Source organism: Acinetobacter sp. QJM3NY_42 (assembly GCF_056173745.1).
In genome coordinates this window covers 2,977,007-2,997,775 of record NZ_CM149689.1, presented here as the reverse complement: position 1 = coordinate 2,997,775, position 20,769 = coordinate 2,977,007, and the positions used below count along the sequence as shown (strand labels likewise).

The window sequence follows — 20,769 nt, the reverse complement described above, 5'->3', positions numbered from 1 at the left end:
ATAGATGAGAAAGTAATCCAAGTGTTTGACTTAATATTTTAAGTTAACCATAGAGATATTGTTGTTAAGCTGACGGCTGACTTGTTTGATAGAAATATCTGGCATGATATAAATAGAAAAGACAGTTAAAGTCTTAGACTGCTCTATAATTTTGAGTTTATTTTAAAGAATAACTGCTATGTCAAACTATGCATAGGTTATAGCTAAATTAAAAGATAAAAGAAAGCCCGGTTAAAACCAGGCTTAGTCTAGAGGAGGTAAGAAAAAGAGATTTAGTCTCTATCCCATTTCCGATATTCACGCTCGCGTTCACGCTGACGTTTTTCCCATTCCTTGTGATCTTTCTTCCATTCTTTACTATTTTCTCTACGCTGTTCCATACGCTTACGTTCCCATTCACGCTGATCATAACGCTGCTGGTCATAGCGTTGATCTCGGTCATACCGATGATCACGATCATAACGCCGGTCCTGATCATAGCGGCCATCATATTGATAGTCATCTGGATAAACCGCACAACCACTTGCTAATACTGCTGTCGCAAGCGAAAGTCCTAATAATTTATTTAACATGCTGCTGTTCCTTTCTACTCTTGCCGTCCAGTGGCAAAAAACATCCTGAAAACCATTGCTTAATGTCAATGACAGTTTATAGAAATAAGAATAGCGTATTCAGCTTGTTGGATTTGTATACACACTAGTTGTTTTATATACCAGTATAGTCAAATGACAGTTAATCATGTAGAAAGTATGAAGAAATAAATAAGGAGAAAATGGCATGGCAGTTTCTAACTTGGCAATACAACAATTATTAAAAAAAACTCAAGGTGCCGCAGCACGTGCACTCGATAAATTGCCTGATCTTGCCAAAGAATCAATTGCCAAGGCATTGGGCTATAGCTATATCTATCCGCAGCTCGACCCTCTGGTCAAATGTTTAATGGCCATACAACATAAGCAGGGTAAGTTTGGTTTAATTACAGATCAGCCTTTAAAAGATCGGGAAGGCTTTGAAAAACAGATTGCAGAGCTAACCGCAAAGAAAACTCCCGTCAAACATGTAGAGGACATCCGGCTACCTTTACAGAGTGGCACGATTACAGCCCGGCATTATCATCCTGATCCACAGAAAAAATTACCTTTAATCATGTTTTATCATGGAGGAGGGTTTGTGATTGGTAGCTTGAATACACATGATGAAGTCTGTCGTCTGATTGCCAAATATGCCAATACTCAGGTGATCAGTATAGATTATCCACTTGCACCTGAGGTTGGTCCAAAACAGATAATTCAGTACTGTGAGGATGCGCTCGCATGGGCCTATCAGAACCGTAAACAGCTTAAGATTTATAAAAACCGTATTGCAGTCGCAGGGGACAGTGCCGGTGCCAATATCAGTGCAGTAGTTGCACAGCGTACAGTGAACAAGGCTTATAAACCTTCTGCCCAGTTATTGATTTACCCGGTAGTAGACTTCAAGAGCCGTCACCCTTCTTTTTATAACTATAATGAAGGATTAGTACTGACCAAAGATGACGTGGACCGCGTTACAGAGTTTTATGCTATTCGTCATCATATCGAATTGGATGACCCGATGATTTCGCCTACTTATGGTGAGTTAAAACATCTGCCGCCAACTTTTATTTTAACTGCCGGGCATGATGTTCTACACGATGAAGGAAAGATTTATAGCCATAAGCTGCGTCAGCAGGGCGTAAAGGTCCGCTATCAGGAATTTGAAGACCAGGCTCATGGTTTTGTTAATCTGACTTTGGTATCTGGAAAAGCCAAAAAATATACAATTCAAATTGCCAAGGATTTCCGTAAATTCTGGAATAAAGCAGCATAACTACTATCAAGGTTTCTTATATTTCTAAAGCTCATTTAGATGAAGTATTTTAGGTTCCACGTGAAACAAAAAATATCAAGTGATCTGAGCTTTAGGAAATATTAAGTCAAACGCAGGTACGTATAGACCTTTTAGAAAAATTGCCTGGGAAAAGTCCGGAAACAGGCAGCCAGTATTTTTCCAGTGTGCCTGATATATTACATTTAAGGAACCTTTAAATTCAGGACGGAAACGGTAATGCCGTTGTCCATCAAACTGATCAATCTGCATCAACTGTTTAGGTAGATATTTAGAGTTGACGGGTACACCTTTAAAGTAAGGTGAAAAACCAATATGCAGAGACATTTCATGTTCAGAAGATGCAATATGGCAAAAGAGTTGATTCTGCTGTCGTCGCCATTCAAAACGTGCCAGTTCTTTAGGAATGCCCCATAACTTACGGCCGTGTATTACAGACTCTGTAGTTGAGACATAAATTTTTGGAATAGTAGAAAGTATACGTTGTGTCATTAAAGGATGATCAAGAATCAATAATTCATCATAAGGTTGTATAGGAGTATCCTGATAGCGTACCAATATGACTTGGACGAAGCGCCCTGTAGAAGAGTAGGACAAACCAAAATGGCGAAATTTTTTCAGAAACTGCGGAGTAAGCCAGTAATTTAAAATAAAGCCTTCTCCTTGCAAGTTCCAAGGTGGCAACTGTAAGTTATGCGGATCAGTATGATTTATTCTTGTCATAACACATACTCAAAATAATTGCTTTTTTGGTGATTAATAAATTATGAAAGCTTAATATAGCTAAATCTAAAAGCTCTAGAAAATAGTGTGGGTAAATAAATGTTAAAACAGATAATCGTGGGTATGAGCGCAGGTTTTTTGAGTATCTCGGTATGGGCTGCCAACAGTGCCATGCAAATAAAAACATCTTTGGGTAATATCGAAATAGAATTATTTAACGATAAAGCGCCTGTGTCAGTTAAAAATTTTGAAAGCTATGTAAAGAGTAATTTCTACAATGGTACCATTTTCCATCGGGTCATTCCTGGCTTCATGATTCAGGGTGGAGGGTTTGATGCACATATGAAACAGAAACCTACAAATGCCCCTATACGTAATGAAGCAGATAATGGTTTAAAAAATACCCGGGGTACTTTAGCAATGGCACGTATCAATGATCCAAACTCAGCTACCAGTCAATTTTTTATAAATATTGCTAATAATGACTTTTTAAATATAAATATAATGAATGACGGATACGCAGTATTTGGCCGGGTTACTCAAGGAATGGAAATAGTCGATAAAATCGCTGCTGTACCGACAGGTAACAATGGCCCATACCAAAATGTTCCAGTTCAACCAGTTAAAATTTTAGAGATAAAAACAAAAGTAAACAAAACTGATAAATAAATACTCATTTAAGTGGGAATATTTAACTTATATTTCTATTTTAAAATTAATAAGTTATAGGGTATCTATACCAATAAAAAGTTAAATAAAATGTATGTTTTTAGAGCACTTGTAAAAACAGCAGCTTAAAAGTGCTTGCCATAGCTCATTTTTGCCCTATAATGAGCTCATCCCGACGCGATTAAGACAAAGATCTTCACTAAAGGGTGAAGGTGGTGGTTCTTATTTGCGTTAATTCTGCCTCTGACGAAGAGCAGAAAGATCATTAAGAGAATATGAAGAACAACTTGTGTGGATTTTTACTGGTTGATCGATCGAAATAATTTTCATTGATTGAATGGTAGAAATTTCTCGAAGTTTATTTGAGTAAATTTTTAGTCAGAAGATTAATGAGCCAGAATTGGTACCTTGTCTATAAATAAGGTACAAATGATTTTAACTGAAGAGTTTGATCATGGCTCAGATTGAACGCTGGCGGCAGGCTTAACACATGCAAGTCGAGCGGATGAAGGTAGCTTGCTACCGGATTCAGCGGCGGACGGGTGAGTAATGCTTAGGAATCTGCCTATTAGTGGGGGACAACGTTCCGAAAGGAGCGCTAATACCGCATACGTCCTACGGGAGAAAGCAGGGGACCTTCGGGCCTTGCGCTAATAGATGAGCCTAAGTCGGATTAGCTAGTTGGTAGGGTAAAGGCCTACCAAGGCGACGATCTGTAGCGGGTCTGAGAGGATGATCCGCCACACTGGGACTGAGACACGGCCCAGACTCCTACGGGAGGCAGCAGTGGGGAATATTGGACAATGGGGGGAACCCTGATCCAGCCATGCCGCGTGTGTGAAGAAGGCCTTTTGGTTGTAAAGCACTTTAAGCGAGGAGGAGGCTACCTGGATTAATACTTTAGGATAGTGGACGTTACTCGCAGAATAAGCACCGGCTAACTCTGTGCCAGCAGCCGCGGTAATACAGAGGGTGCGAGCGTTAATCGGATTTACTGGGCGTAAAGCGTGCGTAGGCGGCCAATTAAGTCAAATGTGAAATCCCCGAGCTTAACTTGGGAATTGCATTCGATACTGGTTGGCTAGAGTATGGGAGAGGATGGTAGAATTCCAGGTGTAGCGGTGAAATGCGTAGAGATCTGGAGGAATACCGATGGCGAAGGCAGCCATCTGGCCTAATACTGACGCTGAGGTACGAAAGCATGGGGAGCAAACAGGATTAGATACCCTGGTAGTCCATGCCGTAAACGATGTCTACTAGCCGTTGGGGCCCTTGAGGCTTTAGTGGCGCAGCTAACGCGATAAGTAGACCGCCTGGGGAGTACGGTCGCAAGACTAAAACTCAAATGAATTGACGGGGGCCCGCACAAGCGGTGGAGCATGTGGTTTAATTCGATGCAACGCGAAGAACCTTACCTGGCCTTGACATACAGAGAACTTTCCAGAGATGGATTGGTGCCTTCGGGAACTCTGATACAGGTGCTGCATGGCTGTCGTCAGCTCGTGTCGTGAGATGTTGGGTTAAGTCCCGCAACGAGCGCAACCCTTTTCCTTATTTGCCAGCACTTCGGGTGGGAACTTTAAGGATACTGCCAGTGACAAACTGGAGGAAGGCGGGGACGACGTCAAGTCATCATGGCCCTTACGGCCAGGGCTACACACGTGCTACAATGGTCGGTACAAAGGGTTGCTACACAGCGATGTGATGCTAATCTCAAAAAGCCGATCGTAGTCCGGATTGGAGTCTGCAACTCGACTCCATGAAGTCGGAATCGCTAGTAATCGCGGATCAGAATGCCGCGGTGAATACGTTCCCGGGCCTTGTACACACCGCCCGTCACACCATGGGAGTTTGTTGCACCAGAAGTAGGTAGTCTAACCGCAAGGAGGACGCTTACCACGGTGTGGCCGATGACTGGGGTGAAGTCGTAACAAGGTAGCCGTAGGGGAACCTGCGGCTGGATCACCTCCTTAACGAAAGATTGACGATTGGTAAGAATCCACAACAAGTTGTTCTTCATGACGATGTATCTGAGGGTCTGTAGCTCAGTTGGTTAGAGCACACGCTTGATAAGCGTGGGGTCACAAGTTCAAGTCTTGTCAGACCCACCACTACTGACGAAAGCAGTAATGCAGAAAAACAGATATGTTGACTTATTGATAAGCTGGGGACTTAGCTTAGTTGGTAGAGCGCCTGCTTTGCACGCAGGAGGTCAGGAGTTCGACTCTCCTAGTCTCCACCACGAATCAAACATGATTTGATTCGAAGCTAGAGATTACAGAATTTAGTAAATGGAAGGTTCAAGAATCCTGGTTTATTAACTTCTGTGATTTATCACAGTTGACTGCAGTCCGACGAGGATGCAGTGAATCATTAACAGATTGGCAAATTTGAGTCTGAAATAAATTGTTCAACTCATTCAATAGACGTTACAGGGCAACCTGTTGACTAACGTAGATTGAACTGAGAACTAGCAAATTAACTGAATCAAGCGTTTTGGTATATGAATTTAGATTGAAGCTGTACAGTGCTTAAGTGCACAGTACTCTAAACTGTAATGTTGAAGTTGCTCCTTGTAGGTAACGTCGACTGTTTGGGGTTGTATAGTCAAGTAATTAAGTGCATGTGGTGGATGCCTTGGCAGTCAGAGGCGATGAAAGACGTGATAGCCTGCGAAAAGCTTCGGGGAGGCGGCAAATATCCTGTGATCCGGAGATGTCTGAATGGGGAAACCCACTTACCATAAGGTAGGTATTGCATGATGAATACATAGTCATGCAAGGCGAACGAGGGGAAGTGAAACATCTCAGTACCCTCAGGAAAAGAAATCAATTGAGATTCCCTCAGTAGCGGCGAGCGAACGGGGATCAGCCCATTAAGTTATGTGTGTTTTAGAGGAATGCTCTGGGAAGTGCAACCGTAGAGGGTGATAGTCCCGTACACGAAAGGGCACACATAATGATGACGAGTAGGGCGAGGCACGTGAAACCTTGTCTGAATATGGGGGGACCATCCTCCAAGGCTAAATACTCCTGACTGACCGATAGTGAACCAGTACCGTGAGGGAAAGGCGAAAAGAACCCCTGTGAGGGGAGTGAAATAGATCCTGAAACCGCATGCATACAAGCAGTGGGAGCACCTTCGTGGTGTGACTGCGTACCTTTTGTATAATGGGTCAGCGACTTATATTCAGTGGCGAGGTTAACCGAATAGGGGAGCCGTAGAGAAATCGAGTCTTAATAGGGCGTCTAGTCGCTGGGTATAGACCCGAAACCGGGTGATCTATCCATGAGCAGGTTGAAGGTTGGGTAACACTAACTGGAGGACCGAACCCACCGTCGTTGAAAAGCCGGGGGATGACTTGTGGATAGGGGTGAAAGGCTAATCAAACTCGGTGATAGCTGGTTCTCCCCGAAAGCTATTTAGGTAGCGCCTCGGACGAATACCATTGGGGGTAGAGCACTGTTTCGGCTAGGGGGTCATCCCGACTTACCAAACCGATGCAAACTCCGAATACCAATGAGTACTATCCGGGAGACAGACTGCGGGTGCTAACGTCCGTAGTCAAGAGGAAAACAATCCAGACCGCCAGCTAAGGCCCCAAAATCATAGTTAAGTGGGAAACGATGTGGGAAGGCATAGACAGCTAGGAGGTTGGCTTAGAAGCAGCCACCCTTTAAAGAAAGCGTAATAGCTCACTAGTCGAGTCGGCCTGCGCGGAAGATGTAACGGGGCTAAAACTATGTGCCGAAGCTGCGGATGCACATTTATGTGCGTGGTAGGGGAGCGTTCTGTAAGCCGATGAAGGTGGATTGAGAAGTCTGCTGGAGGTATCAGAAGTGCGAATGCTGACGTGAGTAACGACAAAACGGGTGAAAAACCCGTTCGCCGAAAGACCAAGGGTTCCAGTCCAACGTTAATCGGGGCTGGGTGAGTCGACCCCTAAGGCGAGGCCGAAAGGCGTAGTCGATGGGAAATTGGTTAATATTCCAATACTTCTGTGTAATGCGATGAGAGGACGGAGAAGGTTAGGTCAGCCTGGCGTTGGTTGTCCAGGTGGAAGACAGTAGGCATGCATCTTAGGCAAATCCGGGGTGCTCTATGCTGAGAGTCGATAGCAAGCCAGTTTACTGGCGAAGTGGCCGATACCATACTTCCAAGAAAAGTCTCTAAGCTTCAGTTACACAGGAATCGTACCCGAAACCGACACAGGTGGTCAGGTCGAGTAGACCAAGGCGCTTGAGAGAACTCTGCTGAAGGAACTAGGCAAAATGGTACCGTAACTTCGGGAGAAGGTACGCTGCTGATGGTGATAGGACTTGCTCCTTGAGCTGTCGGCAGCCGCAGAAACCAGGCCGCTGCAACTGTTTATTAAAAACATAGCACTCTGCAAACACGAAAGTGGACGTATAGGGTGTGATGCCTGCCCGGTGCTGGAAGGTTAATTGATGGGGTTAGCGTAAGCGAAGCTCTTGATCGAAGCCCCAGTAAACGGCGGCCGTAACTATAACGGTCCTAAGGTAGCGAAATTCCTTGTCGGGTAAGTTCCGACCTGCACGAATGGCATAATGATGGCGGCGCTGTCTCCAGCAGAGGCTCAGTGAAATCGAAATCGCTGTGAAGATGCAGTGTACCCGCGGCTAGACGGAAAGACCCCGTGAACCTTTACTGCAGCTTGACACTGAACTTTGACCTTACTTGTGTAGGATAGGTGGGAGGCTTTGAAGTAGGGACGCCAGTTCCTATGGAGCCATCCTTGAAATACCACCCTGGTAATGTTGAGGTTCTAACTCTGACCCATAATCTGGGTCGAGGACCGTGTCTGGTGGGTAGTTTGACTGGGGCGGTCTCCTCCTAAAGAGTAACGGAGGAGTACGAAGGTGCGCTCAGCGTGGTCGGAAATCACGCGTAGAGTATAAAGGCAAAAGCGCGCTTAACTGCGAGACCCACAAGTCGAGCAGGTACGAAAGTAGGTCTTAGTGATCCGGTGGTTCTGTATGGAAGGGCCATCGCTCAACGGATAAAAGGTACTCTGGGGATAACAGGCTGATACCGCCCAAGAGTTCATATCGACGGCGGTGTTTGGCACCTCGATGTCGGCTCATCTCATCCTGGGGCTGAAGCAGGTCCCAAGGGTATGGCTGTTCGCCATTTAAAGAGGTACGCGAGCTGGGTTTAGAACGTCGTGAGACAGTTCGGTCCCTATCTACCGTGGGCGCTGGAAATTTGAGAGGATCTGCTCCTAGTACGAGAGGACCAGAGTGGACGAACCTCTGGTGTACCGGTTGTGACGCCAGTCGCATCGCCGGGTAGCTATGTTCGGAAGGGATAACCGCTGAAAGCATCTAAGCGGGAAGCCTACCTCAAGATAAGATTTCCCCGTGACTTTATGTCACCTAAAGAGCCGTTCAAGACCAGGACGTTGATAGGTTGGATGTGGAAGCATAGTGATATGTGAAGCTGACCAATACTAATTGCTCGTGAGGCTTGACTATACAACACCCAAACAGTTGTATACAAAGCATCAATCGATTCATAAATATGCAATATCCCTTGATTCAGCCTGATGCTGGAACATACAATTCAGACCCAGATCTGCCCTCTGTTAATAACTCATTTGGACTAAAGTACGGCATATACTGCACCGCAGTTAAATCAGACCCGAACAAGTCCATCAACAGTTGTGCTGGCGACCATAGCAAGAGTGAACCACCTGATCCCTTCCCGAACTCAGAAGTGAAACCTCTTAGCGCTGATGGTAGTGTGGGGTTACCCATGTGAGAGTAAGTCATCGCCAGCTCATTATTCTAAAAAGCCCCCTCATATGAGGGGGCTTTTTTTATGCGTGGGGGAGTGGAAAAAATATTTAGAATGATATTTTTTGAACTCTTTTAAGTAATAGTCAATAATTCATCTAATGTTAAGTAGTCCTATATAAGGATTAAACAATATAAAATTTAGTGAATATTCAACAGGCTTGCTCTAGCCTATAAATATTTTAATATTTAAATTTCTTTTAAAAGCATGAAGTAGCTTATTTTATAAATAATCAGTTATAAGCTAAAAATCTATACTTTATTTTTAGATAATATTTATAAATATTTAAAATACTTCTAGAATGAGAAAATTAATTTTCTGTAAATAAATAGAAAATAAATAACTAAGGTTGGATCTTATTTAAAAGCTGTCTCTCAATTTAAACTAGCCATACTCAAGGCAAAGTAGGCGTTATTCATATGAAATTTAATTCATTCTCTCCTGTATCCCAAGATGAATCTGAACTTCACCTTCCTGAACTTGTGTATTGGGCGTCTTTAGGTGATATGGAACACGTTAAACAGTTATTAGATGCTGGCATTGATCCAAATCAGGCTGATGAAGAAGGATACAGTGCACTGCATGCTGCAGTCGAAAATGGTTATTTAGGTATTGTGAAACTTCTTATAGACAAAGGAGCTGATCTACATAGTAAAGGACAATATACTGCTCTACAGCTGGCAGAAATGGCTATGCATTCTGAAATTGTCGAGTTTCTAAAATCATTTAAATAATTATATTAAAAAAGGAACCTCATCATCCTGATGAGGTTCCTTTATATTTCGCTTGTAGGTAAAACTCCTGTTATACCTCACGTTCCTGGTGCTAAAACATATTATTGTTGTTTTATGTTCTGGAACTTGTCTGTTCCTTGTTGATCTCAGAATACTTTGAATAACTTAACTGATCTAGCTGCAAAAAGCAGAAGAAGATGTAAGTTTAAACTGACAATATTATATTTCTTGACTGTTCAGTAAATTTGAAAAATTTACACTTTTGCTTTAATCAAGCAGAATAATTAATTATTTCACATATGAAGTATTTTGTGTCTCGACCTAAATTGATCTATCTGCTGAGTCAGGCAGACCATAAAGTACAAAGCCTGATCAGGCAGTGTCTTCCAGAAGAATTACAAAGTCCTTCACAAATGCTGGTACTGTTTTATCTTGATCAGCAGGATGGCATAACGCTTACGGAACTGGCTTCACGGATGCAGTTGGTTCCCTCTGCAATTACCGGGCTCATTCAACGAATGACAATACAAAAGCTGGTGATTAAAAAAAGTTCTCCAACCGATGCTAGAACTACCTGTCTATTTTTGACCGATTTATCCAGATCACTTCTTCCAGAGCTCAAGCAAAAAGCCACTTATTTAAATCAGTATATGCAGCAGGGATTTAGCATTGAAGAAATTTGTACTATTGAAAAATGGCTAGATTTTTTGACAAAAAATTTAGATAAAATGAAGGAAAAAGATTTATGAATAACTATATTGAAGTGAAATGTCGAGATGGCTATATCCTGAAAGGAATTTTTTACCCTAGTACTGCCCCTATAAAAAAGAGTGAACCTGTAATCATTTCTCCAGCTACTGGTATTGTTCAGCAATTCTATCAACCTTTTGCCGTATGGTTAACTCAGCAGGGCTATGATGTTCTGACTTTTGACTTTAGGGGAATTGGTGCTTCACTTAATGGCGCACTAAAAGATTCTAAAGCATCTATTCAAGATTGGGGTTTACTGGACCTGCCAGCGGTCATTGATACGGCGCTAAAAAAGACGGGTGCCTCTCAGGTAAACATTATCGGGCATAGTGCGGGTGGTCAGTTAGTGGGTCTGGTTGAAAATCATCAGCAGGTTAAACAGCTTATTTCTATTGCAGGCTCGACAGGGTATATCAAAGGATTAAAAGGTCGTACCAAACTTCTGGCACCCCTTATGTTTAATCTGCTATTTCCCCTAAGTTCAGCTTTTAAAGGATATGGAGCCGCTAAAGTAATTGGAATGGGCGAAAACTTACCGAAAGGCGTTGCGCGGCAATGGGCACAATTCTGTAGCCGTCCTGGCTATGTTATGAATGCGGTAGATAAAACGATCAATAAACATTATCATGAGCAGGTTTGCTGCCCGATTACTGCTATTGCAGCAGCTGATGATGAAATTGCAACAGAACAGAATATTGATGCTTTGTTGAAACTTTATCCGCTAGCCCCTACAAAGAAATTAATTATACAACCAAAACATTATGGCCATCGATCAATTGGGCATATGTTAATGTTCAGGCCTTCACACCAAAATTTATGGCCACTTATTGCTGGTCAGTTAAACTGATTCTAGAGTATTAAGGAAGAGTGAATAAAGCTACTCTTCCTTGATACGTAGAGAACAGAAAATTTAAAAATAAAATTTTTTAATATCATTAAGAGGCTAGGGTTAATTATATCTAAGCGGGATATTAATCTGCCTGAATACAAGCAGTGAGTGATTCTTCATTATCATATAAAAAATGCGCTCAACTATTTTTTGAAAAAGAATATAAAAAGGTCCGGGCCAGTATCCAGCAATGACCAGCCTAAAGGTCGATGAAAGCTATATAGCCTTTCTTAAAAATTAATTTAAATAGAGGCGATAAAACATACAGCAGGGTTTAAATAATAATTTAGGTCATATGAAATAGATGAGTGAAGAATAAAAATTGACTTGTCTAGCCGAAGTTAAAATAAGAAATAATGATTTAAAAAAATTAAAAAAGTAAGAAAAAATACAAGAAAATGGTTAAAAAATGAGAAATAAAAAGCCTTTTTCCCTATTTTTGCTGAAAAATAGTACATACGTGAAAAATATATTAAATGGGGGGTTGCAATGATTCCGAAATCCTCTAGAATGCACCCCATACCGACGAGATAGACGGAAATAAACAAGCGCAAGGCGCTAAGTTGTTGAGTTTATCGAAGTCCAGCTTCTAGTACTGACGAGGTATTAGAAAGATCATTAAGAGAATATGAAGAACAACTTGTGTGGATTTTTACTGGTTGATCGATCGAAATAATTTTCATTGATTGAATGGTAGAAATTTCTCGAAGTTTATTTGAGTAAATTTTTAGTCAGAAGATTAATGAGCCAGAATTGGTACCTTGTCTATAAATAAGGTACAAATGATTTTAACTGAAGAGTTTGATCATGGCTCAGATTGAACGCTGGCGGCAGGCTTAACACATGCAAGTCGAGCGGATGAAGGTAGCTTGCTACCGGATTCAGCGGCGGACGGGTGAGTAATGCTTAGGAATCTGCCTATTAGTGGGGGACAACGTTCCGAAAGGAGCGCTAATACCGCATACGTCCTACGGGAGAAAGCAGGGGACCTTCGGGCCTTGCGCTAATAGATGAGCCTAAGTCGGATTAGCTAGTTGGTAGGGTAAAGGCCTACCAAGGCGACGATCTGTAGCGGGTCTGAGAGGATGATCCGCCACACTGGGACTGAGACACGGCCCAGACTCCTACGGGAGGCAGCAGTGGGGAATATTGGACAATGGGGGGAACCCTGATCCAGCCATGCCGCGTGTGTGAAGAAGGCCTTTTGGTTGTAAAGCACTTTAAGCGAGGAGGAGGCTACCTGGATTAATACTTTAGGATAGTGGACGTTACTCGCAGAATAAGCACCGGCTAACTCTGTGCCAGCAGCCGCGGTAATACAGAGGGTGCGAGCGTTAATCGGATTTACTGGGCGTAAAGCGTGCGTAGGCGGCCAATTAAGTCAAATGTGAAATCCCCGAGCTTAACTTGGGAATTGCATTCGATACTGGTTGGCTAGAGTATGGGAGAGGATGGTAGAATTCCAGGTGTAGCGGTGAAATGCGTAGAGATCTGGAGGAATACCGATGGCGAAGGCAGCCATCTGGCCTAATACTGACGCTGAGGTACGAAAGCATGGGGAGCAAACAGGATTAGATACCCTGGTAGTCCATGCCGTAAACGATGTCTACTAGCCGTTGGGGCCCTTGAGGCTTTAGTGGCGCAGCTAACGCGATAAGTAGACCGCCTGGGGAGTACGGTCGCAAGACTAAAACTCAAATGAATTGACGGGGGCCCGCACAAGCGGTGGAGCATGTGGTTTAATTCGATGCAACGCGAAGAACCTTACCTGGCCTTGACATACAGAGAACTTTCCAGAGATGGATTGGTGCCTTCGGGAACTCTGATACAGGTGCTGCATGGCTGTCGTCAGCTCGTGTCGTGAGATGTTGGGTTAAGTCCCGCAACGAGCGCAACCCTTTTCCTTATTTGCCAGCACTTCGGGTGGGAACTTTAAGGATACTGCCAGTGACAAACTGGAGGAAGGCGGGGACGACGTCAAGTCATCATGGCCCTTACGGCCAGGGCTACACACGTGCTACAATGGTCGGTACAAAGGGTTGCTACACAGCGATGTGATGCTAATCTCAAAAAGCCGATCGTAGTCCGGATTGGAGTCTGCAACTCGACTCCATGAAGTCGGAATCGCTAGTAATCGCGGATCAGAATGCCGCGGTGAATACGTTCCCGGGCCTTGTACACACCGCCCGTCACACCATGGGAGTTTGTTGCACCAGAAGTAGGTAGTCTAACCGCAAGGAGGACGCTTACCACGGTGTGGCCGATGACTGGGGTGAAGTCGTAACAAGGTAGCCGTAGGGGAACCTGCGGCTGGATCACCTCCTTAACGAAAGATTGACGATTGGTAAGAATCCACAACAAGTTGTTCTTCATGACGATGTATCTGAGGGTCTGTAGCTCAGTTGGTTAGAGCACACGCTTGATAAGCGTGGGGTCACAAGTTCAAGTCTTGTCAGACCCACCACTACTGACGAAAGCAGTAATGCAGAAAAACAGATATGTTGACTTATTGATAAGCTGGGGACTTAGCTTAGTTGGTAGAGCGCCTGCTTTGCACGCAGGAGGTCAGGAGTTCGACTCTCCTAGTCTCCACCACGAATCAAACATGATTTGATTCGAAGCTAGAGATTACAGAATTTAATGAGAACTTAGCGTAAAGCACATCTTATTAACTTCTGTGATTTATCACAGTTGACTGCAATCCGACGAGGATGCAGTGAATCATTAACAGATTGGCAAATTTGAGTCTGAAATAAATTGTTCAACTCATTCAATAGACGTTACAGGGCAACCTGTTGACTAACGTAGATTGAACTGAGAACTAGCAAATTAACTGAATCAAGCGTTTTGGTATATGAATTTAGATTGAAGCTGTACAGTGCTTAAATGCACAGTGCTCTAAACTGTAATGTTGAAGTTGCTCCTTGTAGGTAACGTCGACTGTTTGGGGTTGTATAGTCAAGTAATTAAGTGCATGTGGTGGATGCCTTGGCAGTCAGAGGCGATGAAAGACGTGATAGCCTGCGAAAAGCTTCGGGGAGGCGGCAAATATCCTGTGATCCGGAGATGTCTGAATGGGGAAACCCACTTACCATAAGGTAGGTATTGCATGATGAATACATAGTCATGCAAGGCGAACGAGGGGAAGTGAAACATCTCAGTACCCTCAGGAAAAGAAATCAATTGAGATTCCCTCAGTAGCGGCGAGCGAACGGGGATCAGCCCATTAAGTTATGTGTGTTTTAGAGGAATGCTCTGGGAAGTGCAACCGTAGAGGGTGATAGTCCCGTACACGAAAGGGCACACATAATGATGACGAGTAGGGCGAGGCACGTGAAACCTTGTCTGAATATGGGGGGACCATCCTCCAAGGCTAAATACTCCTGACTGACCGATAGTGAACCAGTACCGTGAGGGAAAGGCGAAAAGAACCCCTGTGAGGGGAGTGAAATAGATCCTGAAACCGCATGCATACAAGCAGTGGGAGCACCTTCGTGGTGTGACTGCGTACCTTTTGTATAATGGGTCAGCGACTTATATTCAGTGGCGAGGTTAACCGAATAGGGGAGCCGTAGAGAAATCGAGTCTTAATAGGGCGTCTAGTCGCTGGGTATAGACCCGAAACCGGGTGATCTATCCATGAGCAGGTTGAAGGTTGGGTAACACTAACTGGAGGACCGAACCCACCGTCGTTGAAAAGCCGGGGGATGACTTGTGGATAGGGGTGAAAGGCTAATCAAACTCGGTGATAGCTGGTTCTCCCCGAAAGCTATTTAGGTAGCGCCTCGGACGAATACCATTGGGGGTAGAGCACTGTTTCGGCTAGGGGGTCATCCCGACTTACCAAACCGATGCAAACTCCGAATACCAATGAGTACTATCCGGGAGACAGACTGCGGGTGCTAACGTCCGTAGTCAAGAGGAAAACAATCCAGACCGCCAGCTAAGGCCCCAAAATCATAGTTAAGTGGGAAACGATGTGGGAAGGCATAGACAGCTAGGAGGTTGGCTTAGAAGCAGCCACCCTTTAAAGAAAGCGTAATAGCTCACTAGTCGAGTCGGCCTGCGCGGAAGATGTAACGGGGCTAAAACTATGTGCCGAAGCTGCGGATGCACATTTATGTGCGTGGTAGGGGAGCGTTCTGTAAGCCGATGAAGGTGGATTGAGAAGTCTGCTGGAGGTATCAGAAGTGCGAATGCTGACGTGAGTAACGACAAAACGGGTGAAAAACCCGTTCGCCGAAAGACCAAGGGTTCCAGTCCAACGTTAATCGGGGCTGGGTGAGTCGACCCCTAAGGCGAGGCCGAAAGGCGTAGTCGATGGGAAATTGGTTAATATTCCAATACTTCTGTGTAATGCGATGAGAGGACGGAGAAGGTTAGGTCAGCCTGGCGTTGGTTGTCCAGGTGGAAGACAGTAGGCATGCATCTTAGGCAAATCCGGGGTGCTCTATGCTGAGAGTCGATAGCAAGCCAGTTTACTGGCGAAGTGGCCGATACCATACTTCCAAGAAAAGTCTCTAAGCTTCAGTTACACAGGAATCGTACCCGAAACCGACACAGGTGGTCAGGTCGAGTAGACCAAGGCGCTTGAGAGAACTCTGCTGAAGGAACTAGGCAAAATGGTACCGTAACTTCGGGAGAAGGTACGCTGCTGATGGTGATAGGACTTGCTCCTTGAGCTGTCGGCAGCCGCAGAAACCAGGCCGCTGCAACTGTTTATTAAAAACATAGCACTCTGCAAACACGAAAGTGGACGTATAGGGTGTGATGCCTGCCCGGTGCTGGAAGGTTAATTGATGGGGTTAGCGTAAGCGAAGCTCTTGATCGAAGCCCCAGTAAACGGCGGCCGTAACTATAACGGTCCTAAGGTAGCGAAATTCCTTGTCGGGTAAGTTCCGACCTGCACGAATGGCATAATGATGGCGGCGCTGTCTCCAGCAGAGGCTCAGTGAAATCGAAATCGCTGTGAAGATGCAGTGTACCCGCGGCTAGACGGAAAGACCCCGTGAACCTTTACTGCAGCTTGACACTGAACTTTGACCTTACTTGTGTAGGATAGGTGGGAGGCTTTGAAGTAGGGACGCCAGTTCCTATGGAGCCATCCTTGAAATACCACCCTGGTAATGTTGAGGTTCTAACTCTGACCCATAATCTGGGTCGAGGACCGTGTCTGGTGGGTAGTTTGACTGGGGCGGTCTCCTCCTAAAGAGTAACGGAGGAGTACGAAGGTGCGCTCAGCGTGGTCGGAAATCACGCGTAGAGTATAAAGGCAAAAGCGCGCTTAACTGCGAGACCCACAAGTCGAGCAGGTACGAAAGTAGGTCTTAGTGATCCGGTGGTTCTGTATGGAAGGGCCATCGCTCAACGGATAAAAGGTACTCTGGGGATAACAGGCTGATACCGCCCAAGAGTTCATATCGACGGCGGTGTTTGGCACCTCGATGTCGGCTCATCTCATCCTGGGGCTGAAGCAGGTCCCAAGGGTATGGCTGTTCGCCATTTAAAGAGGTACGCGAGCTGGGTTTAGAACGTCGTGAGACAGTTCGGTCCCTATCTACCGTGGGCGCTGGAAATTTGAGAGGATCTGCTCCTAGTACGAGAGGACCAGAGTGGACGAACCTCTGGTGTACCGGTTGTGACGCCAGTCGCATCGCCGGGTAGCTATGTTCGGAAGGGATAACCGCTGAAAGCATCTAAGCGGGAAGCCTACCTCAAGATAAGATTTCCCCGTGACTTTATGTCACCTAAAGAGCCGTTCAAGACCAGGACGTTGATAGGTTGGATGTGGAAGCATAGTGATATGTGAAGCTGACCAATACTAATTGCTCGTGAGGCTTGACTATACAACACCCAAACAGTTGTATACAAAGCATCAATCGATTCATAAATATGCAATATCCCTTGATTCAGCCTGATGCTGGAACATACAATTCAGACCCAGATCTGCCCTCTGTTAATAACTCATTTGGACTAAAGTACGGCATATACTGCACCGCAGTTAAATCAGACCCGAACAAGTCCATCAACAGTTGTGCTGGCGACCATAGCAAGAGTGAACCACCTGATCCCTTCCCGAACTCAGAAGTGAAACCTCTTAGCGCTGATGGTAGTGTGGGGTTACCCATGTGAGAGTAAGTCATCGCCAGCTCATTATTCCAAAAAAGCCCCCTCATCGAGGGGGCTTTTTTTATGCCTGGGATGTAGAAAACAAAGGGAATTAACTATAGCAATGCTGGCAATGGCTGATAGTCCGGTTTAAGCGGCTTCTAGTTCTTTTAAGATTGCTTCATTAAATTCAGGCAGATCTCCTGGATTACGTGAAGTAATTAAAATCCACCCATGGGCCTTGCAATAGGCCACCGCTTCATCTTTCCATAATCCACCTGCATTTTTCAGGTCCAGTTCCAGGCTTTGATAGCCAGTAACGGTTTTACCTTCAATTCGCCCGGCATTAATTAATGTCCAAGGTGCATGACAGATCATGGCTATGGGTTTACCGTTATCTGTAAAATGCTGAATGAGTTGTTGCACCTGTTCATTAATGCGCAGGGTATCAGCATTTACCGTACCGCCTGGTACAATCAGGATGTCATAATCGACCGGATCGACCTTTTCAAAAGTACTGTCAGGTGTGTAGGTTGGTCCAGGTTCTTTATCACCTTTCATGGTCTGTACTTCTTCATTTTTTTCGGCAGCATGAATTGCTTCAATGCCTTTACTCTTCAAAAATTCAAGCGGTTTAATCAGCTCGTCATGTTCTACACCGGCATTTGAAGTAATAATTAATGCTTTTTTTGCCATGTTCCTGAACTCCTTACTGGTTTTATATTTCTTTAGATTAGTCGAGTTTTATAGAACCCCCTATAGCAGTTCTTAAGCAGCTTTGTATAAAACAGATACAGTTTCAAATTTATTTACATTCATTTTTATGACTCATATAAAAAGCCCTACTAAAAGCAGGGCTTTTTAAATACTGTGTTTTATTCAGCATGAAATTGTCTAATTCAAGTAATAATCATTGTCCAATTTCAGTGATTCAGGCTTCCCGTACTTCTGGCTGTAATGCTACTTTGAGTAATCCATTATGTATGAAACGGAGTTTATCCAGTACTGTATCGGATAAGGTAAACGGATAAGCGTCTTCAAGCCCCATACTGCGATTAAGTGCATTTAAGCTATAGCTCAAAGCAAACCAGTTAATCAGGGTCTGTTCAAAGTCCTGTGAGCCAATAGGAGATTCTTTAAACTTCATGGCAGGGTCAGATGGACGGTTAGGCTCTAACCTTAGACCAGCATGATATGCGGTATCGAGCGTATCCATCATATGTAGGTAATGCGCCCAGGTTTCCGCCCAATCTTCCCAAGGATGTGCAGAGGCATATTGGCTAATATAGCTCTCACTCCAGTTCTCTGGTGCACCCTGTTCATAATGATGCTCTAAGGCCTTGGCGTAGTCCTGTCTTTCATCACCGAACAGCTGGCGAAATTCTTCCAGCCATTCTGGATAAGTATGGGTCAGCAGATCAAAATAATAATGGCCGCTTTCGTGACGGAAATGGCCGAGCAGGGTGCGATAATTTTCACCCATGTTAAGCCGTGTCCGTTCACGATGCACTACATCCGCTTCTGAAGCATTTAAGGTAATCACACCATCAGCATGGCCAGTCATCACAGACTCATGCGGAAGGGGCATCAGGAAATTGAAACGCAGGCCATAACGGTCATGATCATCTGTTTTCGGACGCGGCAAGATATTCATCTGCTGGGTTAGATATAAAAATCTGCGTTTGGCCTGTTCTAATGCTCCCCAATACTGTTTATTTTCAGGAATGGATAGATCCGGAATCTTATGGGTTAACTGACACGAAGGACAATACATATTCGGGTCATCTACCGGAATCATCCAGTTGCAGACCTGGTGGTGAACGTAGTTATAACAGGGTTTATAGTCTGGCTTGGAATCCTTGGGATCCGCATGTTGCCAAAGCTGGTCATTAACTGGCTTGAAAGTACCCATTATTTTCTTTTCGACAATATAGCCTAGAGCGGCTTGGCACTTTTCGCAGTAGATATTATTAAAGAAAACTTGGTTCTGGCATTGTTGGCAATAGAAGATTTTCATTGCTTACTCAGTATGCATAGGTGATGACGACCAGTAATGAAGTTTTATTGGCTGGCCGTCTGGATGTTCTTGTTAAAAATGTGCTTCTAATCCTAAATATGGACCTTTGAACTCGAATTTCAGATCATTATCTTCATAGTCATCCAGGTCGATACTCAAACTACGGTAGCCAACTTTTGCACCTAAATCAACGAGCAGACTGTCAATTACGTTATATTTTATTTCAGCTTGTAGATCAGTTATTTTGGCATCATTGACGTTAGTATAAATACCTTCTGCCTGAGCACTTAGACCAGTAAAGGGAAGTTTGGCCTGCACCAGACCATAAAGTACCGGGTAGGTCTCATCAATGTCGAGGGTATTTAGCCCTACAGAAGAAATTTTACCATCAAGAAAACGTGCTCCCACACCGACATCAGCACTGATAATATTGTCGAGTATCTCGTAATATAAAATAGCATCAGTCTGATCTAGATCTACTTCATGTAATGGTACACCGGCAAGCTCATTTTCTGTCTGACTGTTTAAATTAACATATTTAAGTTTGGCATTCGGTATCAACGGTACAGGATGTTCAATAGAAAGCGACAGCTGAGGGCTACCTTTTTGGTCAAGGTCCTGATCATTAAGGTTCTGCTGGTTGCGGTTGAGCTGGCCATCATAGAACCAGTAATCTATACCGGCTTTTGCACCAATGATATCTGCATGGCTAAGCTGGGCTAGGCTGACCATTAATGCAATACCTGAATATTGAAAAAACTTCATAAGGTCTCTTTTATAATGATGAAAAAGCAAATTAAAAAACCGGAGCAGTAAAAAGGTGTTTTTTTACTATTTCTACGGGTAATAGAGCGCATCATATAGCAAACTTTATTTGATGACTTATATTTAAATGTAGAGTCAGCAAGAGAAAAATATTGGGTTATATTGGATAAAACAGAAAATTTTTAATAAGATTTTTATAATTTTTAGGACTATATAAGACTGTACTTTATAAATTATTTTTCTAAATAATTGAAATTAAAACAAGTGAAGGATAAATAGACGAAAGATTTAAAAAGGTGACTGTAGAAATTACAGCAAAGTAAAACAAAAACAGGTATTGTTTCTTCATAAAAAAGCAAAACTCCAGATTCGGCTTTAAGCAGGCCTTTCTGACTTTGCAGGTTTGTGAATTAGACATACAGCTCAAAAGG

General features: G+C 43.9%; 9 protein-coding genes, 4 tRNA genes, 6 rRNA genes and 2 pseudogenes. 16 read left to right on the top strand and 5 right to left on the bottom strand.

Annotated elements, in window-relative coordinates; all coding sequences use genetic code 11:
* Positions 1-272: 272 nt before the first annotated feature.
* Positions 273-572: a hypothetical protein gene (locus AC0VYT_RS14240; protein WP_248130400.1), complete on the bottom strand. Its 300-nt coding sequence runs from the start codon at positions 570-572 to the stop codon at positions 273-275.
* Positions 573-777: 205 nt separating this feature from the next.
* On the opposite strand from AC0VYT_RS14240, the pseudogene AC0VYT_RS14235 reads away from it, so the two are divergent.
* Positions 778-973, top strand: a pseudogene (locus AC0VYT_RS14235) (esterase); the annotation flags it as partial.
* 80 nt (positions 974-1,053) lie between these two features.
* Positions 1,054-1,848 (top strand): annotated as a pseudogene (locus AC0VYT_RS14230) (alpha/beta hydrolase); the annotation flags it as partial.
* 75 nt (positions 1,849-1,923) lie between these two features.
* Here the strand turns inward: AC0VYT_RS14230 and AC0VYT_RS14225 are convergent.
* On the bottom strand, positions 1,924-2,589 hold the full coding sequence (locus AC0VYT_RS14225; protein WP_046206183.1) for an acetoacetate decarboxylase family protein: 666 nt from the start codon (positions 2,587-2,589) through the stop codon (positions 1,924-1,926).
* Positions 2,590-2,688: 99 nt separating this feature from the next.
* Here AC0VYT_RS14225 and AC0VYT_RS14220 point away from each other — a divergent pair, with 99 nt between their 5' ends.
* The 14 genes from AC0VYT_RS14220 (at position 2,689) to rrf (AC0VYT_RS14155) (ending at position 17,599) form a co-directional block, all read left to right on the top strand.
* Positions 2,689-3,258 carry a peptidylprolyl isomerase gene (locus tag AC0VYT_RS14220; RefSeq protein ID WP_248130402.1) on the top strand — a complete coding sequence of 190 codons (570 nt, stop codon included), beginning with the start codon at positions 2,689-2,691 and terminating at the stop codon, positions 3,256-3,258.
* Positions 3,259-3,694: 436 nt separating this feature from the next.
* Positions 3,695-5,231 (top strand): 16S ribosomal RNA (locus AC0VYT_RS14215).
* A 61-nt stretch (positions 5,232-5,292) separates the two neighbouring features.
* Positions 5,293-5,369: transfer RNA gene (locus tag AC0VYT_RS14210), tRNA-Ile, on the top strand.
* Positions 5,370-5,424: 55 nt separating this feature from the next.
* Positions 5,425-5,500: transfer RNA gene (locus tag AC0VYT_RS14205), tRNA-Ala, on the top strand.
* A gap of 363 nt (positions 5,501-5,863) precedes the next feature.
* Positions 5,864-8,753, top strand: a 23S ribosomal RNA gene (locus AC0VYT_RS14200).
* 190 nt (positions 8,754-8,943) lie between these two features.
* Positions 8,944-9,058: ribosomal RNA gene (gene rrf / locus AC0VYT_RS14195) — 5S ribosomal RNA — on the top strand.
* The 16S, 23S and 5S rRNA genes sit together here with 2 tRNA genes alongside, the layout of an rRNA operon.
* Before the next feature lie 436 nt (positions 9,059-9,494).
* Positions 9,495-9,809: an ankyrin repeat domain-containing protein gene (locus tag AC0VYT_RS14190; RefSeq protein WP_248130451.1), complete on the top strand. Its 315-nt coding sequence runs from the start codon at positions 9,495-9,497 to the stop codon at positions 9,807-9,809.
* A 311-nt stretch (positions 9,810-10,120) separates the two neighbouring features.
* Complete coding sequence (locus AC0VYT_RS14185; protein ID WP_005017607.1) at positions 10,121-10,558, top strand: MarR family winged helix-turn-helix transcriptional regulator; 438 nt, start codon at positions 10,121-10,123, stop codon at positions 10,556-10,558.
* Positions 10,555-11,406 carry an alpha/beta hydrolase family protein gene (locus AC0VYT_RS14180; RefSeq protein ID WP_075041420.1) on the top strand — a complete coding sequence of 284 codons (852 nt, stop codon included), beginning with the start codon at positions 10,555-10,557 and terminating at the stop codon, positions 11,404-11,406. The genes AC0VYT_RS14185 and AC0VYT_RS14180 overlap by 4 nt, the downstream gene beginning before the upstream one ends.
* An 831-nt stretch (positions 11,407-12,237) precedes the next feature.
* Positions 12,238-13,774 (top strand): 16S ribosomal RNA (locus tag AC0VYT_RS14175).
* 61 nt (positions 13,775-13,835) lie between these two features.
* Positions 13,836-13,912, top strand: a tRNA-Ile gene (locus AC0VYT_RS14170).
* Positions 13,913-13,967: 55 nt separating this feature from the next.
* Positions 13,968-14,043: transfer RNA gene (locus AC0VYT_RS14165), tRNA-Ala, on the top strand.
* 361 nt (positions 14,044-14,404) lie between these two features.
* Positions 14,405-17,294: ribosomal RNA gene (locus tag AC0VYT_RS14160) — 23S ribosomal RNA — on the top strand.
* 190 nt (positions 17,295-17,484) lie between these two features.
* Positions 17,485-17,599, top strand: a 5S ribosomal RNA gene (rrf, locus tag AC0VYT_RS14155).
* A 107-nt stretch (positions 17,600-17,706) separates the two neighbouring features.
* Here the strand turns inward: rrf (AC0VYT_RS14155) and AC0VYT_RS14150 are convergent.
* The 3 genes from AC0VYT_RS14150 to AC0VYT_RS14140 all read right to left on the bottom strand — a co-directional run bounded on the left by AC0VYT_RS14150 (position 17,707) and on the right by AC0VYT_RS14140 (position 20,338).
* The gene (locus AC0VYT_RS14150) at positions 17,707-18,252 is read right to left on the bottom strand and encodes a type 1 glutamine amidotransferase domain-containing protein (protein WP_248130420.1); all 546 of its coding nucleotides are present in this window, start codon (positions 18,250-18,252) and stop codon (positions 17,707-17,709) included.
* 235 nt (positions 18,253-18,487) lie between these two features.
* A complete protein-coding gene (locus AC0VYT_RS14145) occupies positions 18,488-19,573 on the bottom strand; it encodes a zinc-binding metallopeptidase family protein (RefSeq protein ID WP_111282697.1) in 1,086 nt (361 codons plus the stop codon).
* Between the two features lie 72 nt (positions 19,574-19,645).
* Positions 19,646-20,338, bottom strand: coding sequence for a TIGR04219 family outer membrane beta-barrel protein (locus AC0VYT_RS14140; protein WP_005023885.1), 693 nt, complete (start codon positions 20,336-20,338; stop codon positions 19,646-19,648).
* Positions 20,339-20,769: the final 431 nt, after the last annotated feature.

Excerpts from the sequence above, each read along its gene's own strand:
- AC0VYT_RS14145 (WP_111282697.1), bottom strand. The coding sequence starts at position 19,573 with ATGAAAATCTTCTATTGCCAACAATGCCAGAACCAAGTTTTCTTTAAT.
- AC0VYT_RS14180 (WP_075041420.1), top strand. The coding sequence starts at position 10,555 with ATGAATAACTATATTGAAGTGAAATGTCGAGATGGCTATATCCTGAAA.
- AC0VYT_RS14240 (WP_248130400.1), bottom strand. The coding sequence starts at position 572 with ATGTTAAATAAATTATTAGGACTTTCGCTTGCGACAGCAGTATTAGCA.
- AC0VYT_RS14190 (WP_248130451.1), top strand. The coding sequence starts at position 9,495 with ATGAAATTTAATTCATTCTCTCCTGTATCCCAAGATGAATCTGAACTT.
- AC0VYT_RS14220 (WP_248130402.1), top strand. The coding sequence starts at position 2,689 with ATGTTAAAACAGATAATCGTGGGTATGAGCGCAGGTTTTTTGAGTATC.
- AC0VYT_RS14225 (WP_046206183.1), bottom strand. The coding sequence starts at position 2,589 with ATGACAAGAATAAATCATACTGATCCGCATAACTTACAGTTGCCACCT.
- AC0VYT_RS14140 (WP_005023885.1), bottom strand. The coding sequence starts at position 20,338 with ATGAAGTTTTTTCAATATTCAGGTATTGCATTAATGGTCAGCCTAGCC.
- AC0VYT_RS14150 (WP_248130420.1), bottom strand. The coding sequence starts at position 18,252 with ATGGCAAAAAAAGCATTAATTATTACTTCAAATGCCGGTGTAGAACAT.